The following is a 20,220-nucleotide window of genomic DNA, read 5'->3' as shown; positions in this document are numbered from 1 at the left end:
GAGTGTTTGCGTCCGACTTCCTTCAGATTCCACTTCGCAATGGACACCCTTGTCTTTCGCTAACAGTTCCTACTACCAAGCCTGTAACGGACTTTCACCGTCAAGATGTTACCCATGCCGGGCGCACGGAAAAAGCGGTCAATGGTTTTCACCATCAACCGCTTCTTCTCTATTTTGCTTCAGCTTTATTTTTCGACTTACTCTGACGCCTTCATCTCTTTATCCAACTCTGACACGAGCTTCTGAATGCCTGGATGTTCTAAATGTATCCCATCATACGCAAAATATTCCGTATGACCCACACCAACTTTATTCCAATCAACCAGTGTCACATGTTTATGTTTATCAGCGACTTTTTTAAGCAATTGATTCACATGATCTTTATAGTCACGTGGCACAGTTGTATTGATTAAATAAACATCAGCTTTATCAAAATCTTTAACAAGCGTTTCGATTTGATCTTGGTCGAAATCACCATTCGTACCAATCTGAATCACAACCGGTTGCCCTTTTTGATTAAAGGACGTATAGTTTCTAGCGACTTCGATTGCAGCTGCCATTGAACGACCAACTTGCGCATCAATGGTCGGTTTTTCATAATGTTCGTCCAGATAATAACCCATGCCTACTGTTAACGAATCACCAATAAAGAGCGGTGATTGCTTTTTAGGATCAAACTTTTCTTCTTTCTGCTCATTTTCAGCTGGATCCTCTGCCGGCTTTTCAGGATCTTTACTATTATTTTTATGATTCGTTTGATAACTGTTCGCCTTTTTCTCTTGTTTGGCAAGATAATCAAATTGACCACTCAGCACTAAAGCCGCTGAAACAATAATGGCTAAAACGATTGGCGTACGAATCACTGTCAACCAAATTTTATCTTTTGAATAGAATGTTCTGAAACCATAACGTCTGAATGGCGTTTCGATAAATTGATATGAAATTTCTGCCATCAAGAATGTTAACACGACGTCAATGATATAAACATAATACGGGTACTGACCTGCGACAAAGTATTGATGTACAAATGTCACGATGACGTAATGCCATAAATATAGACTGTACGATCTTTTACCAATGTACAAAAATACAGGATTACTCATCACTTTAGCTAATCGCCCATTCGGAAGTACGAGACTTGCGATGAGGACCAATGTCAGTAATGAAATACAGTAAAACCCACCGCTATAAAGAATGAATTGTTGTTCATTTACAAAATAGAACAAAGTGAGTAATGCTAGTAATGCGACAAGACCTAAAGTATCTATAATATTGGCTGCAAATTTGGGCGGATTTTCCTTTAAACGAAACGCCGGCCACACAAATGCAAAAATAACACCTAGCAATAATGTTTGTAATCGAGTATCTGTTCCAAAGTATGTACGTGCATGGTTCGTATCAGGCGTTGTCATATAAAACATTAATACTGCCGAAGCAATAGAAATGATAAAAAATGCAAGCACGATCCATTTTTTTCTTTTAAATATCTTAAAAAATAACGTTAAGACGATTGGAAAAAAGATATAAAATTGTTCTTCAACAGCCAAAGACCATAAATGTTTCAATGGCATTGGCTTAAACTGGTCAAAATAGTCTACATCTTGGAAAATGTACCACCAGTTCGATATATATAACAATGCTGCAATCGCATCCCCTTTAATAGAATGTAATATTTGAGGGGCAAATAATACGACGTATAACACTGATACTAATGTCACGAATAGCATGGCTGGAATCAATCTTTTAAAACGTTTAATCCAAAAATTCGCTAAATCGATCGTTTGATAGTTTTCATATTCAAATAACAATAATGATGTAATTAAATAACCTGAGATTACAAAAAATGTATCTACACCTAGAAATCCTCCAGCTAGCCACTGTGCATTAAGATGATAAATAATGATAGCGATAACTGAAATTGCACGCAACCCGTCGAGCCCCGGCAAATACCGCGGTGGATGTTGCAATCGTTTCATTCCAGTAAAATTATGATGTAACATAACAACATTCTCCTAATTGATGATTTATTAAGAAACGATTTGTGGATATATGCTATTCAATTTACCACAAAATTATCCCAATTAAAACAGATAATATATGACGCATCGTAAAAGTATGATTGAATATAACTATTACTATTTCTTATATAATGACACTAAATTGACCAAGAAGCTCACATTTCCGTACTTTTCACTTTTATTTTGAGTCCCCTCATTATTATAAGCGAAATTTTATCTTTCTCAACAGTATGTCTAAGATTCATGCAAATGATTCTATTTAATATTCATTTTCTTTGCAATATGAAAAGGATTTATAATAACCTAATGATGACATTTTAAAAAGGAGACACACAGTATTATGGCACAGACTAAAAAGAGAGACGCATTTTTTGATAATGCACGTGCAATCTTAATATTTCTTGTTGTGTTTGGACACTTAATACAACCTTATGGTGATGCACAACCAGCTGTATATGCACTTTATCTTGTCATTTATAGCTTTCACATGCCAGCTTTTCTGTTTATTTCTGGTTACTTTGCTAAAAATGTCGGACAAGCAGGTTATATCGAAAAAGTCGGTAAAAAATTGTTAGGTCCATACTTAATCTTTTTCGCATTTTTCTCGATCTATTACTTTATTACTGGTAAGAATAGCACATTAGTTTTAGATCCATTTGACCCAGTGTTTGCACTTTGGTTTTTATTAACACTCTTTTTCTTCAATGTCATTATCGTCATTGTACGTCAATTCAAACCAATCTATGTGCTTCCTATTGCGATTTTAATTGCAGTATTGGCTGGTTTTTCTACAGATGTGAATGGCTATCTCAGTTGGTCACGGACACTCGTTTTCTTCCCTATTTTCTACATCGGTTATATTATGGACGGAAGATTCAGTCGGTTTATCCGATTGAAACGTTTTATACCAGTGTCAGTGATAGTTTTAGTGGGCTTCTTCATTTTTTATATCGTTCATCCTATCGATTCGGATTGGTTACTTGCAAGCACACCTTATAAAAATATTGAAGGCATCGCATTTTTATTGAGTCCATTAAAAAGATTGAGTTTATACGTCATTATTTTAGTAACGATGTGCGCCTTTCTTAATTTAGTTCCTAGAGGTCATCATGCATTCACCTATATCGGATCACGTACGATGTATGTTTACTTACTACACGGCATTTTTATTGGCATCATTCGTGGCCATCAAATTTATCCATTCATTGATCATCCGTGGTTAGGCCTTGCTTATAACTTCCTTCTCGGTTGTTTTATCGTTTGGATATGGTCGAGTAACTTTGTGGCGAAATGGACGAATCCCGTTGTTCATTTACAACGCCCTTCCGCATTTAAACCATACAAATAATAAATGATAAAGTTAACATGAGGATATGGATACGATAGCTATCACTTTACATTAGATTTTAGCTATTCTATCGTGTTATCCTAAATGTTAACTTCTCTTTTTTTAGGACGTGATTATGATGAAATTAGAACTGAATACATACGCACAATATTTAAAAGCACCGAGTATTCGCCAATTTTCAAGTAAAATCAACCAAATGAATGATGTCATCAATCTGACTATTGGTCAACCCGATTTTCATATGCCTGCTGTCGTTAAACAAGCGTATCAAGATGCCATTGCCAATGACTATACGACTTATTCCCACAATAAAGGCCGTCGTGACACACGTGAAGCTGTCGCAAATTATTATCAATCTCGCTTTAATGTCCATTATGATCCTGAAGAAATCATTATTACCAATGGTGCATCTGAAGCACTCGATACTGCACTCCGCTGTATTATTAATCCTGGCGATGAAATTTTATTACCCGGCCCTGTCTATGCGGGTTATATTCCGTTAATTCAAACATTAGGAGGCGTGCCTGTTTTTATCGATACACGCGAGACAGGTTTTAAAGTGACGCCTGAAGCGATTCAACAGCATATCACACCGCGTTCACGTGCGATATTGCTCAACTATCCTTCTAATCCAACTGGGGCGATATTGACCGCTGAAGAAGTTGCCGCTCTTGTCGACGTCATCAAAACACTTCCATTATTTGTCATTAGCGATGAAATATACGCCGAGAACACTTTCGGTCATACGCATACATCTTTCGCGCAGTTTGACGAAATTCGTGACCAATTACTATTGATTAATGGTTTAAGTAAATCACATTCGGCTACAGGTATTCGTATCGGTTTTCTATCAGGCCCACAATACTTAATCGATAAATTGACATTTATGCACGCGTACAACTGTATTTGTGCTAATGTGCCTGCTCAAATGGCAACGATAGCGGCATTACGTGAAGCTGTAGACGCACCTCAAACGATGAATCAAGCCTATGTCGAACGTCGCGATTATCTAGTCGAATCATTAACATCCATGGGCTTTCGTCTAGATGGCGTGCCTCAAGGTGCTTTTTATATTTTTCCAAACATCGAAGCATTTTCCGATGATGACTTTACATTCTGTGTTGATGTATTAGAAAAAGCAGGCGTGGCGATGGTTCCCGGCTCTTCATTTACTGATTTTGGTAAAGGTTATGTCCGCATCTCATACGCATATGATATGGCACTATTAAAAAAAGGCATGGAACGCTTACAAGAATATTTAGAAGAAAAATACCAATAAACAACCTATCAGAAAAAGTGTTAGGGAAACGCAATATCCACCCTGCTTTATTTTTGAAAAATCATTCAGTGACGCCATTGTTCACATAATTAAATGAGCACTAAATATTAAAAAGCAACATATGCAAAAGCCCGTTTTATTCATCCCTAAAATGAATAAAACGGGCTTTTAATCTAACATCTTATTAAAGACTTATGGGAATTTTGGAAACTGATCAAAATCAGGCTCACGTTTTTCTTTAAATGCATCACGACCTTCTTTAGCTTCATCAGTCGTGTAGTATAACAATGTCGCATCCCCAGCGAATTGTTGTAAACCAGCTAAACCATCTGTGTCTGCATTCATCGCTGCTTTCAAGAAACGTAATGCTGTTGGTGAATGACGCATAATTTCTTTACACCATTGCACTGTTTCATCTTCAATGTCAGCAAGGGGTACAACTGTATTGGCCATACCCATATCTAATGCTTGTTGTGCATCATATTGACGGCATAAGTACCAAATTTCACGTGCTTTTTTATGACCGACAATACGTGCTAAATAACCTGAACCATAACCTGCATCGAATGAGCCGACTTTAGGACCTGTTTGGCCGAAACGTGCGTTGTCAGCTGCGATCGTTAAGTCACATACAACTTGTAATACGTTACCGCCACCAATCGCATAACCTTTAACCATTGCGATAACTGGTTTTGGAATAATACGAATTAAACGTTGTAAGTCTAACACATTTAAACGTGGAATTTGGTCATCACCGACATATCCGCCATGGCCACGTACTTTTTGATCTCCACCAGAACAGAACGCTTTGTCGCCTTCACCCGTTAACACAATGACACCGACACGCTCGTCATCTCTTGCACGTGTAAAGGCATCAATCATTTCTTGTACTGTGTTCGGTGTGAACGCATTATGTACTTCGGGACGATTAATTGTTACTTTCGCAATCCCTTCAAAAAATTCATATTTGATTTCTTTGTATTCTTTTAATGTTTCCCATTGTCTTTCCATGGTGGACCTCCTCAAGTTAACCTTTTATAAACTCTAATAGTATTGTATCAAATTTAGCTGTATCTTCCACATTTACCGTATGACCGACCTGGGGTACAACAGCTAATCGTGCCTCTGAAAGCGCGTCAGACATACGCTCAGCAATATGAACAAATTTTTCATCCCATTCACCTACTATCAGTTGAACAGGTAATTTTAAGTTTTCTAATTGTGGCCATAAATTCGGCATATGCCCCGTACCGTAATCACGCAAAGCTTTCGCTAAACGTTCAGGTTGTTGGGCCAGTCTCAACTGACGCATTTGTAGGCGCTGTGTCTCAGTTAGAAAGCGTTGTGTTTGGAATAACGGCAATTTTTCCCAGTCGTTGACAAACACTTCAATCCCTGCAATTTCAAGTACACGTGCCCGCGCCTCATCGACTTGTTGACGCTCGACACGTGCCGCTTCTTCTTGAATGCCGGGTGAACCACTTTCCAATATGACACCGGCTAACTCGTCTTCATATTTCAATGCATACGCTAATGCAACACGCGCCCCCATTGAGTAGCCATGCATATAAACCGCATATTTACTGAACTGTTGGCATACAGCATGTAATTGTGTACACACCCATTCAAAATCCCATATCACATCTTGTGGTGACGTATCTTCGCCGTGTCCTGGCAAATCTACACACACAACATGGGCGTCTTGTGTCAAAGGCGCAATATGTGATGCAAATGTCCGCTGATCACTGATAAAACCGTGCAGTAATACAATCACTTTTTCCGTTTCTGACTGTGCCTCATACCAGTTATAATGTAACATTAACCACTTCACTCAATTTCTGATATAAATTTTGATGCGCTTCGTAATTCGCTTCACGACTCGTCACGACCTCAAATAGTGTCGGGGTCATTGTCGCCAAATGACTATATTCGAACGATTGTAAATCTTGGAAGCGTTTAAAGTTAAAGTCATATAACAGTGCCGCATGTTCAAAGTCTAAACCTGTTGGCGTGCCAAATAAACGTTCAAAATGATCGGGCGCCCCTTCTTTTTGAGGTAAATAAGAAAAAATACCACCACCGTCATTGTTTAATAAGACGATGTTCATATGAATGTCATTCAGTTTTGACATCAACAAACCATTCATATCGTGATAAAAAGCAATATCACCTATGAGCAATGTGACCTTTTTATGTACGGCCATACCTAAAGCTGTAGAAACGACACCATCAATACCGTTTGCCCCTCTATTCGCATAAATACGTGCTTGATGGTCAATATATAAATTATCTACATCACGAATTGGCATACTATTACTCACAAATAACGCATCGTCTGCACCTAATTTATCAAGTACTCGACTGACATACGCCGCTTCATCATTCGCCGTTTTTTGATGGGCTTTAATCGCATGACGCGCTTGCTCTTCCATACTTTGCCATTGTCGTAACCACATTTTTCGATAAGCAGCTGGAATATCACCTAATGCTCTGAAAAAGTCATTGGCCGACATTTCATAAAAGTAATCTGGGCTTTTCGGAAAAGCATCTACATCTGCGTTATTTTGGACTAAAATTTGTGTCGCATCTGTCGTTTTTAGCCATTGATTCAACTTTTTAGAGACGACTGGTTTACCGACACGAATGACAAAATCAGCCGATAAATCAAGTCCTGAACGTAGCAATAAATCGTATGTCGTCACCACATTCGGATGTTGTGTGGCGCGAATACCATTGAGTGGATCAGCCAAAATAGGCAAATCATATATCGTTGCAAAAGTTAAAATTTGCGAAATATCTTGATGCTGCATATCACCTACAACAATCAGCCCTTTAGATTGTTTCAACACTGGAAGTATCGCACTGAAGTCCATCGTCTTTTGATAGTGTGGACGTTCATAATGAAATGACGTCAACAAATCGTGACGCGACAGGTCCGGTGTTAAAGGTTCGCGGAAAGGCAAATTGAAGTGTACTGGACCTTGGTGGGGCCCATCGAAAAACTGACTCGCCTTTTGTAATTGATACTTATTGACATCAAGTGTATTCGGCGTGCCATCCGCAATCGGTAAATCGAATTGGAAGCGCACATAGTTTTGAAACATACGCACTTGGTCAATAGCTTGTGGCGCACCTACACCTCTTAATTCATGTGGTCGATCGCTTGTCAGTACAATGAGCGGCAAACGACTAATATGACTTTCAGCAACGGCAGGGACATAGTTTGCAGAAGCTGTGCCGGATGTACAAAGAATCGCGACAGGACGCTGACTCCCCTTCATTAATCCCAATGCAAAAAAAGCTGCACTTCTTTCATCAGGGTGAATCCATGTTTTAATGTGTGGATGGCACTCAAACGCGAGCGCTAAAGGTGTGGAGCGTGATCCTGGACTAATCACGACTTCACGTAAACCATATGCATATAATTCTGATACAAAATGAAACACTTGCTCCGTTAAAAAGCGTTGATTAGTCATTTTCACTCACCCCTAAAGCGACCATCATCGGTTTAAATTTTAATGCCGTTTCAGCAACTTCATCTGCAGCATCCGAATCTTTAACAATACCCGCACCTGCAAACAATAACGCTTGTTGATGATTCATTAACATCGAACGAATGGCTACGATAAACTCACAATCGTCATACATATCCACCATACCGACTGGTGCACCGTAAAGGCCACGTGCACCAAACTCATGTGCTTCAATATATTCCAATGCACGCGCTTTCGGATAACCCCCTAGTGCAGGCGTTGGATGTAAATCATCTATCAATTCAATATACGATTTATGCGCTAATGGACCACCAATTTCTGTATATAAATGATATAAATGATCATTTTTTAATACTTTCGGCTCACGATTATAATCGGCATACTGAATAAACGGTCGGATATCTTCAAGAATACTTTCTACGACAATGCCATGTTCAATTAAATTCTTTTCATTTTTTAACAACGCATTAATACGCGCTTGATCTTGCGCTTCATTGTGTGTTCTTGGAATTGTCCCCGCAACAGCTTTCGTTGATAACATACCATTTGTAACTTTAAATAACTGTTCTGGCGTTTGAGAAATAAAAATATCATCCTCTGACTCTAACGCGAATAAGTAACTGTTCTTTTCGTTTTTGAGCGCGCGATATAATACTGCGCCAATTTCAATATCTGCATCAAACTGCACCATACGACGACGAGAGAGAACCACCTTTTCATCATGCGCTAATTTTGCAGTTGTTTCTTCAACTAATGCTTCCCACTCATCTTTATATATATCTTCAATCCGCTTAATTTGTGGTGGTGTCGTATTTTGCACGACCACACGCGGTAAGTGATTTAACTTTTCAACTAATTCATAAAATTGCTCAATCGAAAACGTTTCCTTTTGTACAGTATACGTCAAAAACGTTTCTTGATTGACTTGCGATATTAATACTTCAGGCAAAATAAAATGATTCACACCAAAGCGACGCCATTCATCCCCCATCCGCTTAGTAGAAAATTGAAATCCACCGCAAATACGTAAATGATGGCGTTCCGAATCGGGATGGATTAATGCTATATCATCTTTAAACTTTTCCCATTCTTTAAAAATAGAACGTTTATTTGTGAAATCATTTTTTATTTTTGCTGCAACACGGTATCCAAAAAAAGAAGTTTCGTTATCATTTAATCGAAAATAAAAACGGTCCCCTGCATCTTCTTTCGACATATCGAACAACGTAATCGGATCTAATTGTTGTTCTAATTTGACTTCAACTGAGACCCATTGTTGTTTTGTTTGTTGTACCGCGTTGATGATTGCCTGTTCGCAGACATCAACACTCATCCCATACTCACTTCTTTCATCATAATCAAGTTTTATCCATTATTACATTTTAACATTTTTAAAGACGATTGTGTGCACAAGTGTCTTTTCCATAATATTGTTATTGATTTCATTGACAAACTTTTTTATAATATCAATGTAATATAAATATTATAAAAAAGAGGTTGACTAACATGACGTCTCAATTTGAAAAACATTCAACGTTTCACAAATATTGGCAACTCATGCGTCCTCACACATTAACGGCATCAGTTGTTCCTGTATTAGTTGGAACAGCAACTGCAAAACTTTTTTTATTAGGTAGCGAGGACCATCTTCATTTTGGTTTATTCTTAGCAATGTTGTTCGCTTGTTTGCTCATTCAAGCCGCAACAAATATGTTCAATGAATACTATGACTTCAAAAAAGGTTTAGATGACCATGAATCAGTAGGTATTGGTGGCGCCATTGTACGTAACGGGATGACACCGCAACATGTATTAAGACTTGCAATTATTTTTTATATCATTGCAGCAATACTCGGACTCTACTTAGCAATTCAAAGTTCATTCTGGCTTATTCCTGTTGGTCTATTATGTATGGCTGTAGGTTACCTTTACACAGGCGGACCTTTCCCAATCTCATGGACACCGTTTGGCGAATTATTCTCAGGTGTTTTCATGGGTATGATTATTATCGTTATCGCTTTTTACATCCAAACAGGCAACCTTCAAAACTATGCTTTTTGGATTAGTATTCCTATCGTCATCACTATTGGGCTCATCAACATGGCAAATAATATTCGTGACCGCGTAAAAGACAGTCAAAGCGGTAGACGCACTTTACCTATTTTATTAGGAAAACGCGGCTCATTAATCTTTTTAGCAACATTTTACGCCATTGCTTACCTATTTGTCATTTACACTGCATTCTTTAAAGATGGCGGTTCACTTTTCTATTTACTCGTCATACTTAGTTTTCCATTACCTGTTAAAGTATATCGTCGTTTCCAAAAGAACGATACACCTCAAACGATGATGCCGGCAATGGCTGCTGCGGGTAAAACAAATACATTATTCGGTGTACTTTACGCATTAGGCATTTACGTCAGTGCATTGCTTGGTGGTGTGTAAGTCAAACACCGCATATCGAATCGAAGTCTTAAACTATAAAGGCTTCGATTCTTTTTTTATGTTTTTATATCTCATACCACACTATTCCCAGATAGACGAAAATGTAGTCAAGAATTTTTAATATATCTCTACTTTACCACTTTTCTCGTCAGTGTCATCTCAAATGAACACAATACGTATAAGGAAATTCCACCCTTTTTACGACTTCACACACTTCACACCCTTTAATCTTCAGGGGCTTGTACTAACTGATGGCGTGCATTAAAAAATTGTCGATACGTCAAATACGTCGCCACTAATGCTGAAATAATCGTTGCCGTTGTATGAATAAATACGACCATTAATTGAAACTTAATCGCTTGCATCGGTGGGACCCCTGCAATAATCATCCCTGTCATCATACCTGGAATCGATACAAGGCCATACGTTTTTACCGAATCAATCGTCGGCACAATAGCTACCTTAACACTTTCCCTAATCGCATCTTTTGCTGCCATAGACGGACTTGCACCTAAAGACAATTTCGCTTCAATGACTTCTGTTTCTTTCGTAAAAATGCGATTTAAATTTTGATAGCTTAAATTGATCGCAATCATGCCATTACTACCAACCATCCCCGCAACTGGAATAATTTCATTCGGTTTAAAGTCAATAGCACCTGTTAACAGCACGCCACCTAAAGATAAAATAGCACCCGTTAAAATCCCTGTTAAAGAAATCCAAAACGCATGGCGAACAACTTCCGGTTTCCGTTTCTGTGTATTGGCAGCGGCGTTGACCATAATGACTAATATTAATAACAACACAATCCATGTCGTTTCTAATTTAAAAACAAATTCAAGCAAATAACCAATGATCACTAATTGAATCACAGCACGAATCGCAGCAACAATTAAATCTTTTGCAATATGTAGTCGCTCTTTAAACGAAACCAAAATAGGAATGAGTAATAATAAGGATGTCAACAGTAGCGAAGTCGTACTCATCATGACAAACGCGCCTCCCTCGTTAATGCACCATTACGAATTTCCATTTTGCGGTGGAACTGACGTTGACTTTGTGCATCATTGTGCGTAATCCATAAAACGGACATACCTTCTTGGACTAAATCAAACACGAGCTTTTCAATTTGACGACTGCTCTTGTCATCTAAAGCACTCGTCGCCTCATCAAGCATCAATAAATCTGGAGTAAACATGAGCTGCCGCGCAATCGTAATACGTTGTTTTTCACCGCCGGACATATGTTGCACCGGGTCCGAAAGCTTGTATTTTTTTAAACCTACTTTTTCCAACATTGACTTTGCTTTAGACTTATTAAACGAGACTTGGCGCACCTTTGCCGGGAAAGCCAAGTTATCTTGAACCGTCTCACCAAATAATTCAACACTTTGCGGCAAATAACTGATGTGCTGTCTCAATGTTTCTGGTGAATAACTCTCGTAAGATTGGTCTTTGAACTGAATTTCCCCACTTGTCGGACTAATTAAATCGGCAATCAATCTCAACAATGTACTTTTACCACTTCCAGACGGTCCAACGACAGCAACAGCTTCACCCGCTTCGATACGGCAACTCACATTGTGTAAAATTTGACGTTCACCTGTTTGGTAGCTTACGTTTGTTAATTCAAGCATATACGTTCTCCTCATTTTTGATATATCATATAGCGATATTCATGTCCGTAAAGTACTTTTTTCATTTTCTCGCGGAATCCTAGCTTGCGATACAATTGATATGCTCGTTCGTTATGCTCATCACAGTTCAAACTCCACGTGACTTCTGGATTCGATTTGAGACGGGATTGAATCAACTGTGTCGCAATACCACGACCACGAAATTCAGGAAAAGTGGCTATCGCTTCAATATAATAATCCTCACGTTCTGCTTCTAATACAGGTAATGGTGTCCCAGTTTCCAATTGAATCGCTTCATCTAACACTAAATCGTGCCAAGCCTGTTCGTAGTCCGCTTCATATTGACCTGGGTACGCAATTAATACACCTGCTACTTGCCCTTCTACTTCAAAAATATCGACATGCTCAATATGATTACGATAGTGCACTTCGGTTGTGCTTTTGATGATAGCTGCAATCACCGTCTCTTTCTCATAACGCCGCACAATTTCAAGTTCCATATCTTGCCAAATAAGGTACGTTAACTCTGCAATCGCACGCGCATCTTGAGGTGTTGCTTTTCTAATCATATGCTCTTCACCTCCTACAACACTATTTATATTTTAGCCTATTTAACTCACATTTAAAAATACCTCATTTAATTTACAAACAAACGTTCTTGAAATACTTCACAAAACAGAACAAGTGTTCTATAATCAGATTGAGGTGATTTCCATGCATGATCGGACGCTCCCTACAGCATACCAATCTGAAACAGACTATCGAAAAATTCCAAGACAATATCTCAACGCTCAAATTCCTAAAGGTCGCGGCATTGTGAAATGGGCGCCTTTCGCAACATTACCCGAACAATTTGAAGCCATTAAACAATTTGAGGCCAATCAACTGAAAATTGATCGTCCTGACTTAAGCGAAGATCAAATGACTGAACTGAACCAAATGCTGCATTTAAAAATCTCGCACAACGCTTTTAGTAAAATTCATTATTGGCGTGCAGGACACATTCATACGATTCAAGGCTATATCGCTAGTATCGACACATTGACGAACGAATTAGTGCTCACGAACGAAAGACGGACGGATCGATTAGTCATTGGTTTGAACGAGCTGTATGCCATCGAATAGTATCCAATGCACAACATGTTATCGCTATTCGCCCATGATGGACTTGATTTTATCTTATACCCTTATTTTAAAAAAGATGTCATTATTTTATAAAAAGAGATGAATTGGATTTTCTTTCCATCAAATTTTAAAAATACAAAAACACAGCAAACGTTGCGTGAAAGACAACATTTACTGTGTAAGGTTTAACCATGAAAAATCAATAAAATGACGACCGCTACAATTTGAGCGACTGTTGTGGTGATAATTCGACGTGTGTACATATAGCTCAAACCTAGCAACAATTGGCAAACAAAAATGAACGCTACAATCCACCATTGATCTAAATAGATAAAGAATGAACTTGAAGCTAAAGCACCGGCTAATATAGCGAGCCAAGGCTTTGAAGTCATACGCACAATTTCTTTTTGTAAAATCGTGCGCATATATAACTCATGACATGGCATTACAAATAAAAGCGTCACTAAAATTTGCCATTTGAAATAGACACCTGTTCGTGATAGTTGTTTAATCAACGAAGCATACGTGAGTTCTGAAGCCATCCACGAGAAAATAACTTGTATCAGTACAAGCGCAACGCCAGTGGCTAACCCTATCGCAATGGATGTTAATAGACGTTTGGATGCAAAGTCTCTCTGATAAAATACGTAGCTAATTCCTGCAATTAACATAATCCCTGTATAGAGTTGCCAATATACACCGTGCTCACCCCACAACAACATTAAAATGATGTGGAAAGCAATAAAGCTCAGTATAAACCAAAGTAGCGGTTTGTTGATCTTTTTCATATGCGTTTATCCTTTTTGTTCAATAATTTTATATCTCTTATGATTAATCACTGTTTTTTCAGGCAAATCTAACTCGCTGAAATTTTCCATGATCGTTAAATCAACAATGACAGAGTTATCATTGATTTTTTCAACTTTACCTCGTATACCATCATAGAATTCTACAATGTCTCCTACTTCTGCAATTGTCATTTTTCTGTCCCCCTTAGAAATTTACTAGCATATATTGTACTAAAATTTACATTTTAAATAAACAATTTACGTAATTTGTCAGAAATTATTTACATTCATTACCTTTTTAAGATAAATGATTGGAAAAATTGAATTAAATCATGCATAACATAAGTAAGGGCATATTTTGGGAAAGGAGTGTTTCTGAGTGAAATTTATTAGTAATCAAAACCATACTGATCCAACATTAAACTTAGCAATGGAAGAGTATGTGTTAAAAACAGTGCCAATGGATGACGACGATAGTTATTTTTTATTTTACATTAATCGACCTTCTATCATCGTTGGCAAAAACCAAAATACGATTGAAGAAGTGCACCAACCTTACATCGAGACCAATGCGATTGATGTCGTACGCCGCATTTCCGGTGGTGGCGCTGTATATCATGACTTCGGTAATTTAAATTTCAGCTTCATTACTAAAGACGATGGTGACAGTTTTCATAACTTCAAAAAATTTACACAGCCGATAGTTGAAGTGCTCAACGATTTAGGTGTGAAAGCTGAACTCACAGGCCGTAATGATATTCAAGTCGGTCAAGCGAAAATTTCTGGCAACGCAATGGTCAAAGTGAAAGACCGTATGTTTAGTCATGGGACACTCATGTTGAACAGCGATTTAGATGAAGTTCAAAATGCATTGCGTGTTAATCCTGCAAAAATTCAATCTAAAGGTGTCAAATCTGTTCGCAAACGTGTCGCTAATATTCAAGAATTTTTAGATGAACCTCTCGATATTGAGACTTTCAAGGCCATCATACTCAAAAAATTATTCGGTGAAGCAGAAGTTGAATCATACACTTTAACAGATGCAGATTGGAAAAACATTGAAAAGCTAAGTAATGAAAAATATCGCACATGGGATTGGAATTACGGTAAAAATCCAAAATATAACTTTGAACGTGAGCACAAATTCGAAAAAGGCTTTGTTCAAATTAAACTTGATGTCAAAAAAGGTCGCATTGCCCACGCTAAAATTTTCGGAGACTTTTTCGGTGAAGGTGATGTGACTGACCTCGAAAATGCACTTACAGACGTGTTACATCAAAAAGCAGCCATCCAAGAAGCGTTGAAAGACTTTGACCTGTATCATTACTTTGGGGACATTCCGCGTGACGGTCTCATCGATATGATGGTTTAATCATTTATATTTAAATCATCATATTGAATAAATGAAAACGCATTTCATCAGAAATAAACAGATGAAATGCGTTTTACATTATTTTTACCGCTAAAACACAGAGTATAAAAACCATTATGATTCGACAAAGCAAAAGACAAAAATGGGCTAGGACATAGATCTTCAGCTCCTTACAAATCTAAATCAGCATCATTATTTTTTTGATTCTCTATATCATAATTCAAAAAGTCTTTAACACACTTTTCAGGTTCGTTTCTAATAGTTAACGTAGACAAAGTAAAATGTTTATTATTTTTCTCAACTTCTAAATAAGGATTATCAATATCATTAAATTTAATTTTAGCTGGGTAGTCTGTTAAATCTTTAAACTCGTATAAAGTTTCATAATCATCTAGCAAACCTAATTTTTCATTAGGAAGAGAAGATTGTAATTTATTATATCGATTTGATTTTCCATTAGTTATCAATTCATTAATCGCATTTTTAGTTTGTTGATTATCAATACTATCTTGAATATTTAATTCTTAGTGAAAGTATTGCATAGTTGAATATTTAACTAAAGGTATCTGACTTAAACTAGCTATTGCTTTTATGTAATCTTTAGACATAATGTCGTATTTTTGTTCAATAGCTGGTGCTTGTTGCTTTAAAAAATTATTAACATTTTGTGGTATTTTGACTTTTGACCTGTTATTAAGATATTCATCATTACTAAAATTACTATAGACTTTGTTAAATCGATAGCTGAATTAGGTTTATCGAGCTGTTCGCCTCCTAAATTAACTTTATATTTATTAGGTACCTTTTGTGCATTTGTTCTAAAAGGTGTATAAACTCTATTATTATTGCGTTTGAAAGAATAATAATATGGTCTTGAACCATTTTTTTATTACTTGATATTTCCTTTCCTCGTAATTTATTAAATAGGTTATGATTTAAACGAACAACTTCCATTGTTATTCACTCCATAAATTTTAAAAAAAGAGGCGACTAAAATTAATAGTCGACCTCTTTAATTTAAAAATTCACACTTTAATGAAAATTAATCTTCCTACTGATTTTTAATTTCTTTATTAATAAAGTCTTTAATTTCTTTTGTAAAGTACACTCCATAAGAGTTTTTGTCAGTATGAGTTGGTTTATCTGAGGCAAAATGTACTCCGATGGCTTGACCACTCTCATTCATAATAGGTCCACCTGAATTGCCTAGTTCAGCGTATGCATCATGTATTAATCCACTACCCTTAATACTAACGACAGATCCAAATGAGGCATACATTTTATACTTATTCTTACTAGGGAGCGGGTACCCTAAGAGTGTAACTTTTTCTCCAGGATGAGCTTCGTCAGCAAGAGGCATCGGGCTTGTGAATCTACTAAAGTCCCATCCTTCCTCACTTGTGCCATTCACATGAACAACTGCTAAATCTTCACTACCAGGATATTCAACGATTTTTGTTATAGTATAAACTCCACCAGTATTACCAAAACTAGTTGGATGCGCATTTACCTTATCTCCAGGCCCCATACCTTTTATTACATGTTTATTAGTAACAATTGTCTTTGGTCCTACAACAAATCCGCTAGCTCCAGGAAATGCAATTATGCTATTATAAGGTACTCCGTACCCATCTTTAATTTCTAAAGTGTTTTTTTCTGCGTGAGCAACATGATGAGTTGCATCTACCGCACTTTCTACTAAACCAACCGAGCTTAAAATAATCAATGCTGACAAACCTTTTAAAATAAAGCTTTTGTTCATGATGTTTCGCTCCTTTTAATTTTAATTTCATTATCTAGATAACAATTTATTTATATAACTAATTACACAATTTGTCAATAACTTTTTTATATAATTTTAATGGTTTCTTATTTTTTTATTATTCGATGAGTATATTATTATTATTAAGATTTATAGAATAGTTTAGATATTATATGTATTTGAATGGTAAAATGGAAATTAATTTGTTTTAAGTAGCGTTATGTTGGATTGGATTAGTTACCGCTGTTATATATCTACAAATTGGACGGTCTAGTTCAGTAATGTCAATTTCACTTATTGACCCTTGACAAATCGTAGGAAACAGGGGCTGAGACATAGACCTTCAGCTCCTTTAAGAAAAAGCCGTCAAAATTCATTTTCTTAGAATTTGACGGCTTTTTTCTTATGCGCGAACGAAAACTAGCACTGATTTTGGCTAGTTTTTGTATATTTACTGCCATGAGTGCGATGCCAAGTTCACACTCAACTTTTGATTGGGTGCGAACCGATAATCTTTGGAAACCCAAATTAGCCTTCAGATTTCCAAAAGTTGATTCCACATCTATCTTTCTCTTTTGATAAATGTGTTTTGTCTTTGGATCTGAAAGCTGCTTATTTGTGAAGGCTTTAAAATAGTCCCAAGTTAAATTTTTAAATAAGCGTTTATTTGTGTTAGACTTTGTACTTTGCTTCATACATAGACTTCGTAATGGACACCCTTGTCTTTCGCTAACAGTTCCTACTACCAAGCCTGTAACGGACTTTCACCGTCAAGATGTTACCCATGCCGGGCGCACCTAAAAAGCTCTGATTAAATGTTTTCAAACATTTAATCAGAGCTTTTTTAGCGAACGAGGGGGAATGTCCCAGCCCCATATTTGACACTTGCTTTTCATAAATCCCATTAAATCAATGGTTTCAAGCTATAATTTACGGAAACGGAGGGATTCGAACCCTCGCGCCGCTTTCGCGACCTACACCCTTAGCAGGGGCGCCTCTTCAGCCAACTTGAGTACGTTTCCATGGCTCCACAGGTAGGACTCGAACCTACGACCGATCGGTTAACAGCCGATAGCTCTACCACTGAGCTACTGTGGATTAATTTTTTCAATCACAAATATTATTATATCAACATCATTGAAGAAATCAAGGGCTAAAACTAAAAAAGTTAACGGAACATTTACACTATGCGTATACAAATTCCGTTAACTTTACTCTTTGTTAAAGAAATGTGAATCGATAGATAGATTACTTTCAAAATTAACTGTGGTATCTATACTAAAAATCAATTTGCTGTCACTTGCTACAGATAATTGTTGTTTGTTTTCTTTTCTTCTAAATCTTTTTTCGCATTTTCTAATAAGGCATATTGTGATAGTGCTTCAAAAATGTTAAATCTTTGTTGATCATAATCAATTGGTTTTTCAGGATTATGTGTTTGAACTTGATTAGATCTGCTTAATAAATACGCAAAATAAACACAGTTCAAAAATTGATGTTTAATGCTGTGATAAGAGATATTCAGCGTTACGGTTAAATCATTAGCGAAGGTGACTTTGCAGCGGGCGCCTTTTAATGGTTTGAGTTTGACTACATAATGCATATTGAGCCAACAATTTTCAGGAACCCTATCGGAGTGAGTAGGAAAAAAGTAGGTTTGATAAATCGGAGTGAGCAATATCGGTGTTTTATTGGAGATATTTGCGATGCGTTTAGCTTGTGCCTTTCTTCCAGAGTATGATTCACCATAATGTTTACAACTGCGCTCCATGGTACGTTGGACACGATCGTGAATAATAAAATGGTCGCCATCGTATCTATAGATTTCCGTACTCATCAGTGCACCATCAGGACCATCTACTGGTCTCAAAAACATATCTCCTTTGCAAATTGCGTATGTGACATTGGATTTTTGGTCCATAATAGAACCCTCCTGTCTGTTAAGGTGTAGGTTCTCTCTATCTAATTTTAATTATAGGAATATTCTGAATTAAGTCAATATCATTTTGTAAATATATGGATAATATTACAAAAATCAGATAAAAATTTGACTTAATTACTTTAAAAATTCAGAAAATTCGTTGCGTTTTGTGGAATATTTCGTTATACTGTTAAATAACTTAATGATATGTATTTAACACAAAGGAGTGACTCAACATGAAAAATCAAACAGATGTAAAGAAACAAATGGTCGTTGATCCGGTCCGTACGATTAATCAGCTGGGCGTTGAACTTGTGATTGCACATGCATTAAAACATCAAAGAAAGCAGAAGTTGCAACATTTAATTGATGAAGCATTAGTCAATAAAAATGAACAAGCATTTCTAGAGTACACAAATGAATATTTAGAGTTGGAGGCAATCAACGTTGAGTAGTCAAATGATATCCACGTCTTCAAATTAAACAGGACTATCCGGTAAGTATGAGGTAGTCCTGTTTTTGCATCATTATGTGAATATATTAAGTATTCAGGGAGTATTTACTCTTTTAGAAAAATTCACTCCCATTCATTTTTTAAGTTTAATGACATTCCTTACTGAACGAATACTTTACGAAATATTCCCATAAAAAAACACACCTATTCAGGTGCGATTAAAAATATTCACTACATCCTCATCTAAAAGCGAGAGATGTTTACCTTCCCCTCACCAATATGACCTTTCAATTTATCAAAAGCAAATTCTACCTCTTTTACGTAAGTTTACTATTTCGGTTTCAACGTTATTAAAGTTATCATCGAAATACTTTCGCGTTCTTCAAAATTTGGTCAAGTCATGTCAATCATCCATATAGTCTGTCATTGAAACGCATGCTATCATCTTTGCGTAAATTAATGCGATAACATATAGACAATACCGCAGACACATAGAATAATAATGGCGATATTAGTGATGATTTGGAGGATATCACGATTCTTACTTGTCAATGTTGTCACCACCCTTTTATCACGAT

21 protein-coding genes and 2 tRNA genes are annotated in these 20,220 nt (G+C 36.8%); 7 read left to right on the top strand and 16 right to left on the bottom strand.

Annotation, left to right across the window (positions count from 1 at the left end):
* Positions 1–206 (top strand): hypothetical protein (locus tag CCE82_RS13170; RefSeq protein WP_206184391.1); only part of this gene is annotated, 206 nt, incomplete at its 5' end.
* Here CCE82_RS13170 and CCE82_RS10900 read toward each other — a convergent pair.
* A complete protein-coding gene (locus CCE82_RS10900; RefSeq protein WP_086429408.1) occupies positions 198–2,000 on the bottom strand; it encodes an acyltransferase family protein in 1,803 nt (600 codons plus the stop codon). The two genes, CCE82_RS13170 and CCE82_RS10900, sit on opposite strands and share 9 nt — an antisense overlap.
* A gap of 358 nt (positions 2,001–2,358) precedes the next feature.
* Between CCE82_RS10900 and CCE82_RS10895 the strand changes: the two genes are divergently transcribed.
* On the top strand, positions 2,359–3,366 hold the full coding sequence (locus CCE82_RS10895; RefSeq protein ID WP_086429407.1) for an acyltransferase family protein: 1,008 nt from the start codon (positions 2,359–2,361) through the stop codon (positions 3,364–3,366).
* Positions 3,367–3,484: 118 nt separating this feature from the next.
* A complete protein-coding gene (locus CCE82_RS10890; protein ID WP_086429406.1) occupies positions 3,485–4,645 on the top strand; it encodes an aminotransferase class I/II-fold pyridoxal phosphate-dependent enzyme in 1,161 nt (386 codons plus the stop codon).
* Between the two features lie 192 nt (positions 4,646–4,837).
* On the opposite strand, the gene menB is transcribed toward CCE82_RS10890, so the two are convergent.
* The 4 genes from menB to CCE82_RS10870 are packed head-to-tail and all read right to left on the bottom strand — an operon-like array spanning position 4,838 to position 9,472.
* On the bottom strand, positions 4,838–5,656 hold the full coding sequence (menB, locus tag CCE82_RS10885) for a 1,4-dihydroxy-2-naphthoyl-CoA synthase (protein WP_086429405.1): 819 nt from the start codon (positions 5,654–5,656) through the stop codon (positions 4,838–4,840).
* 16 nt (positions 5,657–5,672) lie between these two features.
* Positions 5,673–6,464, bottom strand: coding sequence for a 2-succinyl-6-hydroxy-2,4-cyclohexadiene-1-carboxylate synthase (gene menH, locus CCE82_RS10880; RefSeq protein WP_086429404.1), 792 nt, complete (start codon positions 6,462–6,464; stop codon positions 5,673–5,675).
* A complete protein-coding gene (gene menD, locus CCE82_RS10875; RefSeq protein ID WP_086429403.1) occupies positions 6,451–8,121 on the bottom strand; it encodes a 2-succinyl-5-enolpyruvyl-6-hydroxy-3-cyclohexene-1-carboxylic-acid synthase in 1,671 nt (556 codons plus the stop codon). The genes menH and menD overlap by 14 nt, the downstream gene beginning before the upstream one ends.
* A complete protein-coding gene (locus CCE82_RS10870; RefSeq protein WP_086429402.1) occupies positions 8,114–9,472 on the bottom strand; it encodes an isochorismate synthase in 1,359 nt (452 codons plus the stop codon). Before CCE82_RS10870 ends, menD begins: the two co-directional genes overlap by 8 nt.
* Positions 9,473–9,645: 173 nt before the next feature.
* On the opposite strand from CCE82_RS10870, the gene CCE82_RS10865 reads away from it, so the two are divergent.
* Positions 9,646–10,584 (top strand): 1,4-dihydroxy-2-naphthoate polyprenyltransferase, encoded by a 939-nt coding sequence (locus tag CCE82_RS10865; RefSeq protein WP_086429401.1) that lies wholly within the window; start codon positions 9,646–9,648, stop codon positions 10,582–10,584.
* 224 nt (positions 10,585–10,808) lie between these two features.
* Here CCE82_RS10865 and CCE82_RS10860 read toward each other — a convergent pair whose 3' ends face one another.
* The 3 genes from CCE82_RS10860 to CCE82_RS10850 are packed head-to-tail and all read right to left on the bottom strand — an operon-like array spanning position 10,809 to position 12,789.
* Positions 10,809–11,573 carry an ABC transporter permease gene (locus tag CCE82_RS10860; RefSeq protein WP_086429400.1) on the bottom strand — a complete coding sequence of 255 codons (765 nt, stop codon included), beginning with the start codon at positions 11,571–11,573 and terminating at the stop codon, positions 10,809–10,811.
* Entirely contained in the window at positions 11,570–12,220 is a 651-nt protein-coding gene (locus CCE82_RS10855) for an ABC transporter ATP-binding protein (RefSeq protein WP_086429399.1), read from the bottom strand. Before CCE82_RS10855 ends, CCE82_RS10860 begins: the two co-directional genes overlap by 4 nt.
* A gap of 11 nt (positions 12,221–12,231) precedes the next feature.
* Entirely contained in the window at positions 12,232–12,789 is a 558-nt protein-coding gene (locus tag CCE82_RS10850; RefSeq protein ID WP_086429398.1) for a GNAT family N-acetyltransferase, read from the bottom strand.
* A 145-nt stretch (positions 12,790–12,934) separates the two neighbouring features.
* On the opposite strand from CCE82_RS10850, the gene CCE82_RS10845 reads away from it, so the two are divergent.
* A complete protein-coding gene (locus tag CCE82_RS10845) occupies positions 12,935–13,345 on the top strand; it encodes a YolD-like family protein (RefSeq protein WP_086429397.1) in 411 nt (136 codons plus the stop codon).
* A 185-nt stretch (positions 13,346–13,530) separates the two neighbouring features.
* On the opposite strand, the gene CCE82_RS10840 is transcribed toward CCE82_RS10845, so the two are convergent.
* Entirely contained in the window at positions 13,531–14,133 is a 603-nt protein-coding gene (locus tag CCE82_RS10840; protein ID WP_086429396.1) for a CPBP family glutamic-type intramembrane protease, read from the bottom strand.
* Positions 14,134–14,139: 6 nt separating this feature from the next.
* The gene (locus CCE82_RS10835) at positions 14,140–14,325 is read right to left on the bottom strand and encodes a YkvS family protein (protein ID WP_014614328.1); all 186 of its coding nucleotides are present in this window, start codon (positions 14,323–14,325) and stop codon (positions 14,140–14,142) included.
* Between the two features lie 187 nt (positions 14,326–14,512).
* On the opposite strand from CCE82_RS10835, the gene CCE82_RS10830 reads away from it, so the two are divergent.
* A complete protein-coding gene (locus CCE82_RS10830; RefSeq protein ID WP_086429395.1) occupies positions 14,513–15,505 on the top strand; it encodes a lipoate--protein ligase in 993 nt (330 codons plus the stop codon).
* 170 nt (positions 15,506–15,675) lie between these two features.
* Here CCE82_RS10830 and CCE82_RS13285 read toward each other — a convergent pair whose 3' ends face one another.
* The 6 genes from CCE82_RS13285 to CCE82_RS10800 form a co-directional block, all read right to left on the bottom strand.
* Complete coding sequence (locus tag CCE82_RS13285; protein WP_240507200.1) at positions 15,676–15,972, bottom strand: hypothetical protein; 297 nt, start codon at positions 15,970–15,972, stop codon at positions 15,676–15,678.
* 584 nt (positions 15,973–16,556) lie between these two features.
* Positions 16,557–17,267: a trypsin-like serine peptidase gene (locus CCE82_RS10820; RefSeq protein ID WP_086429394.1), complete on the bottom strand. Its 711-nt coding sequence runs from the start codon at positions 17,265–17,267 to the stop codon at positions 16,557–16,559.
* Between the two features lie 290 nt (positions 17,268–17,557).
* On the bottom strand, positions 17,558–18,016 hold the full coding sequence (locus tag CCE82_RS10815; protein ID WP_276205643.1) for a transposase: 459 nt from the start codon (positions 18,014–18,016) through the stop codon (positions 17,558–17,560).
* A gap of 184 nt (positions 18,017–18,200) precedes the next feature.
* Positions 18,201–18,289 (bottom strand) — tRNA-Ser (locus CCE82_RS10810).
* Position 18,290: 1 nt separating this feature from the next.
* A tRNA-Asn gene (locus CCE82_RS10805) sits at positions 18,291–18,365 on the bottom strand.
* Between the two features lie 205 nt (positions 18,366–18,570).
* Positions 18,571–19,188 carry a competence protein ComK gene (locus CCE82_RS10800; protein WP_086429392.1) on the bottom strand — a complete coding sequence of 206 codons (618 nt, stop codon included), beginning with the start codon at positions 19,186–19,188 and terminating at the stop codon, positions 18,571–18,573.
* Positions 19,189–19,424: 236 nt separating this feature from the next.
* Between CCE82_RS10800 and CCE82_RS10795 the strand changes: the two genes are divergently transcribed.
* Positions 19,425–19,643: an IDEAL domain-containing protein gene (locus CCE82_RS10795; RefSeq protein ID WP_086429391.1), complete on the top strand. Its 219-nt coding sequence runs from the start codon at positions 19,425–19,427 to the stop codon at positions 19,641–19,643.
* The last annotated feature ends 577 nt before the right edge of the window (positions 19,644–20,220 follow it).

The organism is Staphylococcus cornubiensis (assembly GCF_900183575.1).
Taxonomy (GTDB): domain Bacteria; phylum Bacillota; class Bacilli; order Staphylococcales; family Staphylococcaceae; genus Staphylococcus; species Staphylococcus cornubiensis.
The sequence above is the reverse complement of the archived record's forward strand: the minus strand, read 5'-3'. Positions and strand labels throughout refer to the sequence as shown.

Excerpts from the sequence above, each read along its gene's own strand:
- CCE82_RS10900 (WP_086429408.1), bottom strand. The coding sequence starts at position 2,000 with ATGTTACATCATAATTTTACTGGAATGAAACGATTGCAACATCCACCG.
- CCE82_RS10895 (WP_086429407.1), top strand. The coding sequence starts at position 2,359 with ATGGCACAGACTAAAAAGAGAGACGCATTTTTTGATAATGCACGTGCA.
- CCE82_RS10890 (WP_086429406.1), top strand. The coding sequence starts at position 3,485 with ATGAAATTAGAACTGAATACATACGCACAATATTTAAAAGCACCGAGT.
- menB (WP_086429405.1), bottom strand. The coding sequence starts at position 5,656 with ATGGAAAGACAATGGGAAACATTAAAAGAATACAAAGAAATCAAATAT.
- menH (WP_086429404.1), bottom strand. The coding sequence starts at position 6,464 with ATGTTACATTATAACTGGTATGAGGCACAGTCAGAAACGGAAAAAGTG.
- menD (WP_086429403.1), bottom strand. The coding sequence starts at position 8,121 with ATGACTAATCAACGCTTTTTAACGGAGCAAGTGTTTCATTTTGTATCA.
- CCE82_RS10870 (WP_086429402.1), bottom strand. The coding sequence starts at position 9,472 with ATGAGTGTTGATGTCTGCGAACAGGCAATCATCAACGCGGTACAACAA.
- CCE82_RS10865 (WP_086429401.1), top strand. The coding sequence starts at position 9,646 with ATGACGTCTCAATTTGAAAAACATTCAACGTTTCACAAATATTGGCAA.
- CCE82_RS10860 (WP_086429400.1), bottom strand. The coding sequence starts at position 11,573 with ATGATGAGTACGACTTCGCTACTGTTGACATCCTTATTATTACTCATT.
- CCE82_RS10855 (WP_086429399.1), bottom strand. The coding sequence starts at position 12,220 with ATGCTTGAATTAACAAACGTAAGCTACCAAACAGGTGAACGTCAAATT.
- CCE82_RS10850 (WP_086429398.1), bottom strand. The coding sequence starts at position 12,789 with ATGATTAGAAAAGCAACACCTCAAGATGCGCGTGCGATTGCAGAGTTA.
- CCE82_RS10845 (WP_086429397.1), top strand. The coding sequence starts at position 12,935 with ATGCATGATCGGACGCTCCCTACAGCATACCAATCTGAAACAGACTAT.
- CCE82_RS10840 (WP_086429396.1), bottom strand. The coding sequence starts at position 14,133 with ATGAAAAAGATCAACAAACCGCTACTTTGGTTTATACTGAGCTTTATT.
- CCE82_RS10835 (WP_014614328.1), bottom strand. The coding sequence starts at position 14,325 with ATGACAATTGCAGAAGTAGGAGACATTGTAGAATTCTATGATGGTATA.
- CCE82_RS10820 (WP_086429394.1), bottom strand. The coding sequence starts at position 17,267 with ATGAACAAAAGCTTTATTTTAAAAGGTTTGTCAGCATTGATTATTTTA.
- CCE82_RS10800 (WP_086429392.1), bottom strand. The coding sequence starts at position 19,188 with ATGGACCAAAAATCCAATGTCACATACGCAATTTGCAAAGGAGATATG.
- CCE82_RS10795 (WP_086429391.1), top strand. The coding sequence starts at position 19,425 with ATGAAAAATCAAACAGATGTAAAGAAACAAATGGTCGTTGATCCGGTC.